Origin of the sequence: Streptomyces solincola, assembly GCF_002982015.1 — a bacterium.
GTDB classification, from domain to species: domain Bacteria; phylum Actinomycetota; class Actinomycetes; order Streptomycetales; family Streptomycetaceae; genus Streptomyces; species Streptomyces solincola.
The window spans coordinates 1-12,067 of the sequence record NZ_PVLV01000230.1; the positions used below are offsets into that span (position 1 = coordinate 1).

Annotated in this window: 10 protein-coding genes and 1 tRNA gene; 6 read left to right on the forward strand and 5 right to left on the reverse strand. The window is 74.6% G+C overall.

Annotation, left to right across the window (positions count from 1 at the left end; genetic code table 11):
- Positions 1-326: 326 nt before the first annotated feature.
- Positions 327-956 (forward strand): TetR/AcrR family transcriptional regulator, encoded by a 630-nt coding sequence (locus C6N75_RS16205; protein ID WP_105869617.1) that lies wholly within the window; start codon positions 327-329, stop codon positions 954-956.
- A gap of 17 nt (positions 957-973) precedes the next feature.
- On the opposite strand, the gene C6N75_RS16210 is transcribed toward C6N75_RS16205, so the two are convergent.
- Positions 974-1,489 (reverse strand): DUF309 domain-containing protein, encoded by a 516-nt coding sequence (locus C6N75_RS16210; RefSeq protein WP_105869618.1) that lies wholly within the window; start codon positions 1,487-1,489, stop codon positions 974-976.
- Between the two features lie 97 nt (positions 1,490-1,586).
- On the opposite strand from C6N75_RS16210, the gene C6N75_RS16215 reads away from it, so the two are divergent.
- The 4 genes from C6N75_RS16215 (at position 1,587) to C6N75_RS16230 (ending at position 6,035) form a co-directional block, all read left to right on the forward strand.
- Positions 1,587-1,660: transfer RNA gene (locus C6N75_RS16215), tRNA-Pro, on the forward strand.
- A 759-nt stretch (positions 1,661-2,419) separates the two neighbouring features.
- Entirely contained in the window at positions 2,420-3,622 is a 1,203-nt protein-coding gene (locus tag C6N75_RS16220; RefSeq protein WP_105869619.1) for an IS701 family transposase, read from the forward strand.
- 11 nt (positions 3,623-3,633) lie between these two features.
- The gene (locus C6N75_RS16225; RefSeq protein ID WP_105869620.1) at positions 3,634-5,265 is read left to right on the forward strand and encodes an FAD-dependent monooxygenase; all 1,632 of its coding nucleotides are present in this window, start codon (positions 3,634-3,636) and stop codon (positions 5,263-5,265) included.
- A complete protein-coding gene (locus C6N75_RS16230; RefSeq protein WP_105869621.1) occupies positions 5,262-6,035 on the forward strand; it encodes an SDR family NAD(P)-dependent oxidoreductase in 774 nt (257 codons plus the stop codon). Before C6N75_RS16225 ends, C6N75_RS16230 begins: the two co-directional genes overlap by 4 nt.
- 93 nt (positions 6,036-6,128) lie before the next feature.
- Here the strand turns inward: C6N75_RS16230 and C6N75_RS16235 are convergent, their stop codons facing one another.
- Entirely contained in the window at positions 6,129-7,103 is a 975-nt protein-coding gene (locus C6N75_RS16235; RefSeq protein WP_105869622.1) for a ScbA/BarX family gamma-butyrolactone biosynthesis protein, read from the reverse strand.
- A 196-nt stretch (positions 7,104-7,299) separates the two neighbouring features.
- Between C6N75_RS16235 and C6N75_RS16240 the strand changes: the two genes are divergently transcribed.
- Positions 7,300-7,941, forward strand: coding sequence for a ScbR family autoregulator-binding transcription factor (locus C6N75_RS16240; RefSeq protein ID WP_105869623.1), 642 nt, complete (start codon positions 7,300-7,302; stop codon positions 7,939-7,941).
- A 15-nt stretch (positions 7,942-7,956) separates the two neighbouring features.
- On the opposite strand, the gene C6N75_RS16245 is transcribed toward C6N75_RS16240, so the two are convergent.
- The 3 genes from C6N75_RS16245 to C6N75_RS16255 form a co-directional block, all read right to left on the reverse strand.
- The gene (locus tag C6N75_RS16245; protein WP_105869624.1) at positions 7,957-8,538 is read right to left on the reverse strand and encodes a TetR/AcrR family transcriptional regulator; all 582 of its coding nucleotides are present in this window, start codon (positions 8,536-8,538) and stop codon (positions 7,957-7,959) included.
- A gap of 107 nt (positions 8,539-8,645) precedes the next feature.
- Positions 8,646-10,283 carry an FAD-binding oxidoreductase gene (locus C6N75_RS16250; protein ID WP_105869625.1) on the reverse strand — a complete coding sequence of 546 codons (1,638 nt, stop codon included), beginning with the start codon at positions 10,281-10,283 and terminating at the stop codon, positions 8,646-8,648.
- A gap of 62 nt (positions 10,284-10,345) precedes the next feature.
- Positions 10,346-11,974 (reverse strand): FAD-binding oxidoreductase, encoded by a 1,629-nt coding sequence (locus C6N75_RS16255; protein ID WP_105869626.1) that lies wholly within the window; start codon positions 11,972-11,974, stop codon positions 10,346-10,348.
- Positions 11,975-12,067 lie beyond the last annotated feature (93 nt).

Genomic DNA, 12,067 nt, shown 5'->3' on the forward strand with positions numbered 1-12,067 from the left:
GGTATAAGCGCCAGGCGGTAGGGGGCCGGGGGGCCGTGGCGGCCGCTCCCCGGCGTATGCCTCCGACCGCCTCGGCTCCTCCGGCGGACGACCCGGCAGCCATCTGCGGCTCCTTCGACGTGCGGTGGCGCGGCCCTGGTCGGGGCGGCGCGGGGTCCGCCCGGCGGGTGGACCACGGAAGCGTAGATCCGTTCTTATCGAGACGCAAGCGTATCGGAACGTTTGCGTCTCGATTGAGCGCGCTCTACCCTCGTACGAGCGGTCCCGGACCGGACGGGCGCCGCCACGGCGCGCTCGTCGCGCCCTCGCTCGACGGGAGAGCACCGATGTCCACCCAGGCCGCCCCCGGCTCCGCCCCCGCCGCTCCGGCCGGGCGCCGCAGCAAGATCACCCCCGAACGGGAGCGGGAACTCTTCGAAGCCGTCCTCGACCTGCTGCGCGAGCGCGGCTACGACGCCGTCACCATGGAGGGCGTCGCCGCGCGCACCAAGTGCGGCAAGGCCACCCTCTACCGCCAGTGGAAGACCAAGTCCCAGTTGGTCACCGCCGCCCTGGACACCAGCCGCTGCGCTCTGTTCACCGGCGTCGACACCGGCTCACTCGCCGGGGACCTGCGCGCGGCCGCCCGCGCCGCGAGCGACCGCCGGGGACGCGACACCGCCCTGATGGAGGCGGTCGGCCATGCCTACCTGCACCATCCCGACCTGCGCCGCGCCCTGCGGGAGACGGTGATCAACCCGGAGGTCGCCGCCCTGGACGGCATCCTGCACCGCGCGGCCGAACGCGGCGAGATCGCCGCGGACCACCCCGCCCTCGACTTCGTCGCCCCCGCCTTCCTGGGCGTCCTGCGCGTCGAGCGGCTCTTCGAGGACCGCTTCGCCGATCGCGACGCGCTGCCCGCCTTCGTCGACGCGGTCCTCCTCCCGGCCCTCGGCCTCGCCCCGGCCGGCGCCTGAGGCCCGAGAGGGTCCGGTCAGGTCAGGCGGGGCGCCTGGGCTGCCGGGTCCACCGGTGCGCCGTCGCCGTCGTCCAGCCGGGCCGCCAGCGCGCGGGCCCACGCCGCCAGTCCCGGCACGTCGATCCCGTACGGCGAGCGGAACGGCGCGATACGGTCCGCGCCGCGCAGCAGCAGCCGGGAGCCGCCCGCCGCGTTGCCGCGGGCCGCGTGCGTCAGCCCCACCGCCAACTGGGCCAGCCCGCGCCACAGCTCCCGCTCTTCGGGTCGCGGCCCGGCGCACGACTTCCAGGCGTCCTCGAAGACCTCGTGCGCGTGGAACGGCGCCCCGGCCGCCAGCAGCCGCTGGGCCTCCCGGACCGTCTCCTCCGGGGTGCGCTCGACTCCCTCCGGCTGCCGCGCCACCCCGGCGGCGCCGTATGGCAGCGGCCGGCCCAGCCCGTCCCTGGGTCGGGCGCTGCGGGCCCGCCCCTCCGCGTCCCGGTCCCGGTCCGCCCCGCCGCCCGTGCCGTCCGTGCTGTCCGTGCCGTCCATCCCGCCATTGTCCGCCCGGGCTGCGCAAAGCACCTCGGCAGGTGAGGTAATGTGGGGGTGCGCGCTCACCGCGGCGGTCACGCCCGGACGCGCGCATCGGGACGTGGCGCAGCTTGGTAGCGCACTTGACTGGGGGTCAAGGGGTCGCAGGTTCAAATCCTGTCGTCCCGACTGGTGACAGTCGTAGATCACGGGCCGGATTCGCGGACACGCGCATCCGGCCCGTAGTCATGTCCAGGGCAGGTCCCGGCCCTCGCGGCGGCGTCGAGCCGCGACGGCGGCGGCGAGGATCCGGCCGGGCGTCCGCAACTCTCCCGCACGTACGCACACTTCGCCATGCCGCCATGCCGCCAGGCCGAGGGGCGGGTGGCCGCGCCGCCCCGGGTCCAGGGGACGGCCGCCCGGGGGCGTGCCGAAGGCGCGGCGGTCCGGAGGCACGGCGAGCCGGAGCGCGCCGGGTCCGGGACCCGGCCGGACGTCTCCGGCCGGCAGTCGGGGGAACATGCGCCGCGCATAGGCCGCTGGCCGGAAAGTGCCGGTCCGCCCTGTCCGGCCGTTGCCGTCGGTGAGTGGTACAGCCACCCGCGGGTGAGTCGGATCCGGTGGTCGCGGGCGAGTCCGCGGGATCGAATTCAATTGAACGGTCGGTTTGCTTTCGGGTCGGTCGGCGGGACGCCCGGGACGCGGCGGCGGACCGTGAGGACCGCTTGACGGGATCTTGAAGATCGCTGGAGGGAAGGCTCTGAGCTGCGGAGATACGGCAGAGGGGTGGGCGTCCGGCGGCTCTCGGCGGGGTCGGACGGGGGCGAGGAGGGGTGGAAGGCGATGGTCAAAATACAGAATGTGTGTTCAACTAGGGGCCGCTAACGGACAGTGGGGGGCTCCGGATCCGGCGCTGAACAGTGCGCGGGCGAGGTGTCCGGCGGAGGGATGCTCGACGTGGACGCACACCGATCCCATCGAACACACGACATCGTCTGGAGCGGCGTCGCCGACGATCTCGTGACTGAATACAGCCGACGCATGCTGATGTCGCTGCCCCGGCGCGACCAGCGGGAGAACGGCGAGCTGTACGTCTCGGGACTGCTCTCGCTCACCAGCCGCAAGTCGATGCGCTCCATCGCCTCGACGTGCGGCGGCGGCGCGGTCGAGCAGCGGCTGCACCACTTCATCAGCAAGTCGTCCTGGGACTGGGTCCCGGTGCGCCGGGCGCTGGCCGCCGACCTCGACCAGGCCCTCGACCCGCTGGCCTGGGTGGTCAAGCCGATGGTGGTGATCAAGGCGGGTGAGCACACCGTCGGCGTCACCGAGTCGTTCGTCCCGCAGATGGGCCGCGTCGTCAACAACCAGCGCGCCTACAGCCTCTGGCTCGCCAACGACACCCACAGCACGCCGGTCAACTCGCGCCTGCGGCTCTGCGCGGCCTGGCTCGCCGACGCCGAGCGCAGACGTCGGGCGGAGATCCCGCCCGGGATCATCGCCGACGACGACGTCCCGTCCGCAGCCGCGGTCGCGCTCGAACTCCGGGGATGGGGCCTGCGCCCCCGGCCGGTGGTCGCCGAGGCCCGCGAGGAGGACGTCACCGCGCTGGTCGGCCACTTCTCGGCGGCGGGCGTCCCCTTCGTCCTGCGGATCGGCGGCGCCACCCGGCTGATACCCCGCCGGGCCATGCGCGAGGGCCGGGCGGTGCGGATGGTCTCGGCGCAGCACCTCGCCGAAGGGGCGGACGTCCGCTCCTCCCAGGTCCGCTGGGCCGCCACCGGCCCGGACGGCCAGACCGCCCGCGTCACCAGCACCGACGTCGTCCTCTCCCCGGGCCCCGGCACCCCGCTGCTGCGGCTGGTCGGCGCCCAGCGCCCGGGCGACCGCAGGACCCGGGAGCTGTGGCTGTCCAACATGACCGAGGCGCCGGCCGGACTGGTCGTCCGCCTGGGCCGCCTCACCGAGCGGGTCGACCGGGACTTCACCGACATCGGCACGAAGACCGGCGCGACGGACTTCGAGGGGCGCACCTTCGCCGGCTGGCACCGGCACACCACCCTCAGCGCCGTGGCGCAGGCCATCGTGACCGTGTCCGCCGTCCGGGACCAGGCCCTGGAGCCGCCGCGCGGCGAGTCCTTGCAGTACGTCTGACGGACCGACCCATGCCGTACCGAGAGGAGCCCGCGCCCGTGGACGCGGACGTGATGATCGTGGGCGGCGGGCCGGTCGGCATGCTGCTGGCCGGTGAACTGACCCTGTACGGCGTCCGTACGACCGTACTGGAGAGGGAACCGCACCCCTCGGACGAGTCCAAGGCGGGCACCCTGCACGCCCGGACCGCCCAGACCCTGCACCGGCGCGGCCTGCTGGAGGCCGTACAGCCCGGCCACGCCGCCGGGCGCGCCCCGCAGCCGTACGTGCCGTTCCACTTCGGCGGCCTGCCGAGCCTCGATCTGGCCCCGGCCGTCGCGGAGTTCCCCGCCATGATCGGCAGCCCGCAGGCGTACGCGGAGGACGTCTTCGCCCACCGGGCCGTCCGCCAGGGCGCGTCGGTGGTCCGCGGTGCCGAGGTGACCGGCGTCGAGGAGGACGAGGACCACGTCCGGGTGACGGTGCGCCAGGACTGCGGCGAGCGCGTCTGGCGGACCCGCTGGGTGGTGGGGTGCGACGGGGCCCGCAGCGCGGTGCGGCGCACCGCCGGCATCGCGTTCACCGGGACGCTGCCGACCATCTCGTGCCTGATGGGGGAGGTGCGGCTGGCCGACCCGGGCGGCGCCCCGCGCGGCTGGAACCGCACCGAGCACGGCTGGACCATCTTCTGGGTCGGCCCCGGCGGCCGCAGCCGCGTCGGCACCTACGACTTCCGCGGCCCGCACCCCGACCGCAACTCACCCGTCACCTTCGAGGAGTTCCGCTCCGAGGTCGAGCGGATCACCGGCCACCCGGTGGAGATGGACGCGCCCCGCCACCTCTCCCGGTTCAGCGACGCCGCCCTACAGGCCGAGCGGTACCGGGCCGGCCGCGTGCTGCTCGCCGGGGACAGCGCCCATGTGCACTTCCCGGCCGGCGGACAGGGCCTCAACACCGGTTTGCAGGACGCCGTCAACCTCGGCTGGAAGCTCGCCGCCGAGGTGCGGGGGGACGCCCCGCCCGGACTGCTGGACACGTACCACAGCGAGCGGCACCCGGTGGCCGCGCGGGTGCTGGAGAACGTCCGCGCCCAGGTGGCGCTGATGCGGCCCGGCCCCGTCACCGACGCCCTGCGCACGCTGTTCGCCGACCTCATGACCGTGCCCGAGGTCAACGCGTACCTCGCCGGCATGGTCTCCGGCGAGGACATCGCCTACGACGTCGGGCGCCCCGCCGACCGGCTCGCCGGCCGGTTCGTGCCCGAGGTGGCGCTCAAGACGGACCGCGGCGCCACCGGCCTCGCGGCGCTGCTGCACGCCGGGCGGCCGGTCCTGCTCGACCTGGCCGACCGGGCCGACACGCGGCGGGCCGCCGCCGGCTGGACCGGTCGGGTCGACGTCGTCACGGCGCGGGCCGAGGAGCAGCTGACCGTGGACGCCGTCCTGCTGCGGCCCGACGGCTACGCGGCCTGGAGCCTGCCGGCCGGCGCGGCCGCCGACGCCGACGGACTGCGCCGGGCGCTGCGGCGCTGGTTCGGCGCACCGGCCGCGGAGCCCGCGACGGCGCCAACCCGCCCGGGACGCGGGGAGCGCGGGGAAGTAGGGTCCGCTGAGGCGGACGCGGCGGCCGCGGACGCGGACGACACGGGGAGACCACGACTGTGAGCGACGACCACCGACTGCTCGGCGGCAAGACGGCCCTGATCACCGGCGCCAGCAGCGGCATCGGCGCCGCCGCCGCACGCGTCTTCGCGGCCGAGGGCGCCGCCGTCGTCCTCGCCGCCCGCCGGGAGGAACGGCTCGCCGCACTCGTCGACGAGCTGCGCCGCGACGGGCACCAGGCGTCCTACGTGGTGACCGACGTGACCCGCCCCGAGGACGCGGCGCGCGCCGTGCGGCACGCGGTGGAGCGCCACGGCCGACTGGACGCGGCGTTCAACAACGCGGGCGCCGGCGGCGGGAGCGAGACGGTGCTGCACCTGCTGGACGACGCCGTGTACGACCGGGTGATGGAGGTCAACGTGCGCGGGCTGTGGAACTGCCTGCGGCACGAGATCGCCGCCATGCTGGAAGGCGGGGGCGGCGCGGTCGTCAACACCTCCAGCGTCGGCGGCCTGGTGTCGATCCCCGCATCCGCGCCCTACATCGCCGCCAAGCACGCCGTGGTGGGCCTGACCAGGGCGGCGGCCGCCGAGTACGCGGCGCGCGGCATCCGGGTCAACGCCATCGCGCCCGGCGCCACCCGCAGCGAGATCACCGACGACTGGTTCGGCCGCAACCCCGGTCTGGAGAAGGCGGTCACCGGCATGACCCCGCAGGGCCGGATCGCCGCCCCCGAGGAGATCGCCCAGGCAGCGGCCTGGCTGTGCAGCGGGCGCTCGCCCTTCCTGACCGGCGCCGTGGTCCCCGTCGACGGCGGCTTCACCAACGGCTGACCGGTGAACCACGATCCCGTACCGTGTCCGCCCGGTGAGCGGGGCGACGGCGGAAGCCTCCGCGCCGCCCCGCCCGACCCCCGGCCGGCGCGCTCAGTCCTCGGCCGGCAGCCCGGACACCGTGCCGGTGAAGCAGGTCCGCCCGTCCTGTCGCCCCACCACGTCCACGGTGAGCGCCGCGCAGCCCCCCGCCCGCCGGACGACCGCTTCAACCAGGCAGGGCGAGTCCAGCTCGACGTAGCTGCCGAAGGAGGTGGCCGCCGACACCGGCCGGAAGCCCGGACCGGCCGCCCCGTACGCCGCCTGCTGGGCGGCCTCGACCAGCACCAGGCCGGGCACGTGGTCCACCGGGTGGTCGAAGAGCAGCAGGTTGCGCGTCTCGTTGCGCAGGCGCCAGCGGCCGGGCCCGGCCGGCGCGAGCAGCACGTCCCGCGCCGCGGCGCGGCCGACCGACGCCGGGTCCACCGGCTCCGGCGGGGGCGCGACGGGTTCGGTCACGCCGGCCCGCTCGCCGCGGAGCCTGCGGTACACCGCCCGCGACATCCAGGAGAAGTCGGACTCGATACGCGCCAGCACCGCCCCGGCGTGCCGGAACTCCGCGGCGATGTGCAGCGCGGCCGGCACCCCGCCGCGCAGCCCCGAAGGGGTGCAGCGGGCCGTGACGTCCAGCGCCACCGGGCCGTCGGCGGGCAGGATCTGCCCGGGGTCCACGGTGAAGCCGAGATTCTGAAGCAGCGTCTCCCCGGCGCGCGGCATCCCGTACGCCGAGTGCGCGGCCAGCAGACCGGCCTGCCGGTAGGTGGCCGCGACCAGCAGCGGGTCGGGGCCGGCGTGCCCGCCCGGAGCGGGCGGGCGGCCGCCGCGGGCCTCCGGCCAGAGCGCGGTGAACGCGAACTCGCCCGGTCCGGTCTCGGCCCAGGCGGTCAGGTGCACCGAGGAGCGGTGGGACAGGTGCAGATGGTCCATCGGTATCTCGCGGGACCAGTCCGGTCCGGCGGGCCCGTCGGGTAGCGTCCCGGCGGCCTGTCGTCTCGATCGGCCGACGGCCGCGGACAGCTGTTCGGGCATGTCGTCTTCCCCCCATACGCTGATGCCGGGGAGATCACCGCGAGGGGGCCGCCCCGGGAAAGAGATTGCATACTCAGCGTTCCACTAATCCGGTCCGCCATCAACGATCACTTGAAGACTCCGAGCCCCCCGGGACAGCGGCCACGTGCACGCGGCGACCGTGAAGACACCGGCCACCTGAAGACGAGGAAGCACTTTGGCATCGCAGGCACGAGGCGTGCGCACCCGCCGGCAGTTGCTCGAAGCGGCCGCCACGACGTTCCTGGAGCACGGGTACGAGGGCGCCAGCATCGGCGAGATCACCCAGCGCGCCGGACTGACCAGGGGCGCCGTCTACTTCCACTTCGCCTCCAAGGAGGAGCTGGCCCAGGGGGTGCTGGACGAGGCGGTCACCACCGAGGGGGTGCGGTCGCAGCCCATCCGGTTGCAGGAGCTGGTGGACGCGGCGATGGCGCTGGCCTACCGGCTGCCCCGGGAGCCGGTGCTGGCCGCGGCGCTGCGGCTGGCGGTGGACAAGGGGGTGCGCGGCAGCCTGCGCACCGCCTGGCCGGAGTGGATCGAGCTGCTCGCGGGCATCCTGGAGGACGCGGTGCGCCGCGGCGAGACGCTGCCGCACGTGGATCCGGGCGAGGCGGCGCGGCTGGTGATGAGCAGTTGGACCGGGGCGGCGCTGGTGCTGGACGGGGTGCCGGACGGGCACGACCTGGAGCATCACGTCGGCACCCTGCTGGACTACCTGCTGCCCTCGATCGCGGTGCCGGCGGTGCTGGCCCGGCTGGACACCGCCCCCGGGCGCGGGCAGCGGGTGGTCGCCGAGATGGCCCGGGACGCCTCCTGACGGCGGGGCCGCCGCTCAGTCCAGGGCGGCCAGGGCGAGACGGGTGGCGGCGTTCAGCCGCTCGGCGTCCGGGGCGGCCCGGGCGAACACCCGCACCCCCTGCATCACCACCAGCAGCAGGTGGGCGATCGCGCGCGGGTCCTTGTCGACGGCCAGCTCGCCCTGCGCCTGGGCCCGCAGCAGGCAGGAGACCAGCGCGGTCTCCACGACGCTCCAGCTCACCTCGACCTGCCGGGCTACCTCGGGGTCCCGCGGGGACAGCTCCACCGCGGCGTTCACCACCAGGCAGCCGCGGCGCCGGGAGTCGGTGACCGCGTCGGTGACCCAGCCCGCCACGAAGGCCCGCACCGCCGGCAGGGCGGGCCCGGGCTGGGCCAGCTCGGTGACGAAGCCGGCCGCGCTGTCGCGCAGATAGCGCCGCATGGCGGCCAGGTACAGGTCGTGCTTGCTGCCGAAGGTGGCGTACAGACTGGCCCGGCCGATGCCCAGGTGCTCCACGAGGTCGGCCAGCGACGTCGCCTCGTAGCCCCGCTCCCAGAAGAGGTCCATCGCGCGCTGGAGCACCGCGTCGGGGTCGAATTCCTTGGTCCTGGCCATACTGCGAGACTAGAACATCCGACGGGGAACATCGAGACCGAGCAGTACAGAAAAGCCCACCCGACGAGGTCGGGCGGGCTTCTCGGGCCGTGCGGAGGGGCGGCCGCTCAGGCGCCCGGCAGCTTCACCGACTGGCCGTGCCGGAAGAAGTCGGTCGGGTCGAAGGCCGCCTTCACCCGCTGGAGCCGCGGGTAGTTCTCGCCGTAGTAGAGCGTGCTCCACGGCACCCCGGACCGGTTGCGGCGCGGGTCGCTCAGGTCGATGTCCGGATAGTTGACGTACGCGCCGTCGGTCGACTCGTCGGCGACCGGGACGCCGCCGGTGCCGGCGTACACCTCCTCGTAGACCTCGCGCAGCCAGCCGATGTTCGCGGCGTCCTCGTCGGGCGTGTTCCAGTACGCCTGGAACAGCAGCTTGAACGCCGAGTCCCGGTGCACCGAGGCGGTCGCCGTGCGCGCCACGGCGTTGACGGCCGCGCCGTAGGAGCTGAGCAGCACCATCGCGTTGGGGTTGGCGAAGTCGGTACGGGTGAGGTGGCGGTGGATCACCGCGATCCGCGCCTCGGACAGCGAGCGCCGCGCGTACGCCGACTTCTGGTCGCCGCGCAGGGTCGGGTCGGCCAGCACCGAGTTGGTGACCCCCAGGTAGCGGGTGGCCTGGAGCCACGGAAGCCTGCGGGGCGTGGCGTACTCCGGCATCGGGCCGTGCTCGCCGACCCCGGTGGTCAGCGCGCCGGGGCTCACGTCGACACCGGCGGCGATCTCCCGGAGGAAGGCGTCCAGCAGGCCGCGCGCGTCCGGCACGGTCGCGTCCATCTGCGTCAGCAGCCCGATCTGGCCGTTGGAGCGGTGGCTGAGGCTGAGGTTGGCGACCAGGCCGTCGTACGGCCCGCCGGGCCGGGCGTGCGCCTCGTGCCAGGCGCCGTAGTTGCGCACCAGGCGGATCACGGACCGCTCGGTCATCCGCTCCCACGGCCAGGACACGGCGCTCAGCAGCACCTCGGCCGGGGGCCTGGGCAGCAGCGAGGACGGGGCGTCGCCGGTGGCCGCGGGGGAGCGGAACCAGTAGCGGGTCACCACCCCGAAGTTGCCCCCGCCGCCCCCGGTGTGGGCCCACCACAGCTCCCGGTTCGGGTCGTCCGGCTCGCGGGTGGCGATGACCGTGCGGACCTTGCGCCGGGCGTCCAGGGTGACCACCTCGACGGCGTACAGGTGGTCCACGACCAGGCCGTCGCGGCGGCACAGCATGCCCCAGCCGCCGCCGCTGACGTGGCCGCCCACCCCGACCGAGTAGCACACCCCGCCCGGCACGACGACGCCGTACGCCTTGTACAGGCGCTCGTAGACGTCGGTGAGGGTGGCGCCGGCCTGCACCTCGAAGGCGCGGCGCCGCTCGTCGTAGCGGACGTCCGTCATCTCGGAGAGGTCCAGGACCGTCTCGACGGCGTCGTTGAAGACGAAGTCCTCGTAGCAGTGGCCGCCGCCGCGCACGGTGAGCCGCTTGCCGGCGTCGGCCGCCTGCTGGAGGGCGGCGGCGACCTGCTCGGTGGTGGCGACCAGCCTCACGCTCTCCGGCCGGGCGCTCCAGCGCTGGTTCACGCCGCGCACCAGGTCCGGGTAGCGGGCGTCGGCGGGGCGCACGGCGGTGGCCGGGAACGGGGCCGCGGGCGCCGGGGCCGCGGCCGCGTGGGCGGGGCCGGCGGCGGGCACGGCGGCCGCGCCGGCCAGCGCGGCGGCGCCGGTCATCAGCCGCCGGCGGGACCAGCCCGGGTCGGTGCCGTGCGGAGGAGGGGTCTTCGGGCTCACAGTCACACCGCCGGGATCGAGAGGGCGTGGTTGAACAGGTTCTTGGGGTCCCACTGGGCCTTGACCGTCCTGAGCTGCCGGTAGCCGGACTTGAAGTACAGCTCGTGCCACGGTATGCCCGAGGTGTTCAGGCTTGGGTCGGCCAGGTCGGCGTCGGCGTAGTTGATGAAGCAGCCGTCGGTGTCCGCGTTGGGGGCCGGGACGCCGCCGGAGGCCGCGTACACGTCCTGGTAGAAGGTGCGGATCCACTTCAGGTGGGCGGCGTCCTGCGCCGGGTCGGTCCAGAAGCTGGCGTAGTGCAGCTTGAGCACCGAGTCGCGCTGCGACACGGCGGTGTCGGCGGCCGCGACGGTGTTGGTCTTCCCGCCGTACGCGGTGATCATCACCAGCGAGCCGGGGTGCGCGTAGTCGGTGCGGGTCATGTGGGTCCAGAACGCCTTGAGGTTGGTGTCGGTGAAGCCGCGCCGCATGTAGGCGGACTTGCCCTTGAACCGGGTGGTGGTGTCGGTGCCGGTGAAGCCCGGCCACTGGGTGACCGCGTGCAGCCAGGAGACCTTCCGCCGGTCGTCCACCCGGTAGCTCACGCCGGTGCCCTCGTTGACGGCGGCCAGATAGGAGTCCAGCAGGCCGGCGGCGTTCGGCGCGGCGGCGTCGATCTGCGTGGTCATCGAGAACTGGCCGGCCGACTTGTGCTGCGGCTTGAGCTGGCTGAACAGCGTGGCGTACGGCGAGTCGGCGCCGCTGTTCGCCTCGTACCAGCGCCCGAAGTTGCGCAGCAGGCGGGTGAAGGCGGCCTCGGTCATCCCGCTCCACGACCAGGTGACGTTGGAGATCAGCACCTCCGACGGCGGCTTGGGCAGCAGATCGGCGGGCGCGGAGCCGGTGGCGCCGGGTGAGCGGAACAGATAGCGGGTGACCACGCCGAAGGTGCCGCCGCCCCCGCCGGTGTGCGCCCACCACAGGGCGCGGTTGGGGTCGTTGGCCTCCCGGGTGGCGACGGTCTTCGACGCCTTGCCGGCCGCGTCGACGGTGATCAGCTCCACCCCCCACAGGTGGTCGATGATCAGGCCGTGCCTGCGGGACAGCGGGCCGTAGCCGCCGCCGGCCACATGGCCGCCGACGCCCACCGTCGGGCAGCTCCCGCCGGGCAGGGTGACGCCCCACTGGTGGTACAGCGCCCGGTAGGCGTCGCCCAGGCGGGCGCCGGGCTCGACGTAGAACACCTTGCGCGAGGCGTCGTAGCCGACCGCGTCCAGCCGGGACAGGTCGATCAGGGTGCGGACCCGCTCGTTGCCGGTGAAGTCCTCGTAGCAGTGCCCGCCGCTGCGCACCGCGAAGCCCGTGCCGCCGGAGACCGCCTGCTGGACGGCGGTCAGGACCTGGGCCGGGGTGGCGGGGAGCTGGACGGCGTCCGGGGTGCCCACCCAGCGCTGGTTGCTGCCCCAGGCCAGGTCGGGGTAGCGGCGGTCGCCGGGCTTCACCGTGACGAGGGCGGCCTCGATCCCGTCGGCGGCGAGCGCCGGCGCGTCAGCGGCGAGGGCCGGGGCGGTGGCGACGGCAGGCAGGACGGCCGTCGCCCCGCCCACCACCGCGACGTCTCTGATGAACCGGCGACGAGAGTGGCCTGGCATGGTGGTGTGCTCCTCCATCGGATTCCTGGCTGTTCTGGTGGTGGGCGCGCGGCGCCCGGCGGTCCGGGGTGTGGGGGGAGCACGCCGGTGGGT

Coding starts and splice junctions, on each gene's coding strand:
- C6N75_RS16245 (WP_105869624.1), bottom strand. CDS start 8,538: ATGGCCAGGACCAAGGAATTCGACCCCGACGCGGTGCTCCAGCGCGCG.
- C6N75_RS16235 (WP_105869622.1), bottom strand. CDS start 7,103: ATGCCCGAACAGCTGTCCGCGGCCGTCGGCCGATCGAGACGACAGGCC.
- C6N75_RS16255 (WP_105869626.1), bottom strand. CDS start 11,974: ATGCCAGGCCACTCTCGTCGCCGGTTCATCAGAGACGTCGCGGTGGTG.
- C6N75_RS16250 (WP_105869625.1), bottom strand. CDS start 10,283: ATGACCGGCGCCGCCGCGCTGGCCGGCGCGGCCGCCGTGCCCGCCGCC.
- C6N75_RS16205 (WP_105869617.1), top strand. CDS start 327: ATGTCCACCCAGGCCGCCCCCGGCTCCGCCCCCGCCGCTCCGGCCGGG.
- C6N75_RS16225 (WP_105869620.1), top strand. CDS start 3,634: ATGCCGTACCGAGAGGAGCCCGCGCCCGTGGACGCGGACGTGATGATC.
- C6N75_RS16210 (WP_105869618.1), bottom strand. CDS start 1,489: ATGGACGGCACGGACAGCACGGACGGCACGGGCGGCGGGGCGGACCGG.
- C6N75_RS16220 (WP_105869619.1), top strand. CDS start 2,420: ATGCTCGACGTGGACGCACACCGATCCCATCGAACACACGACATCGTC.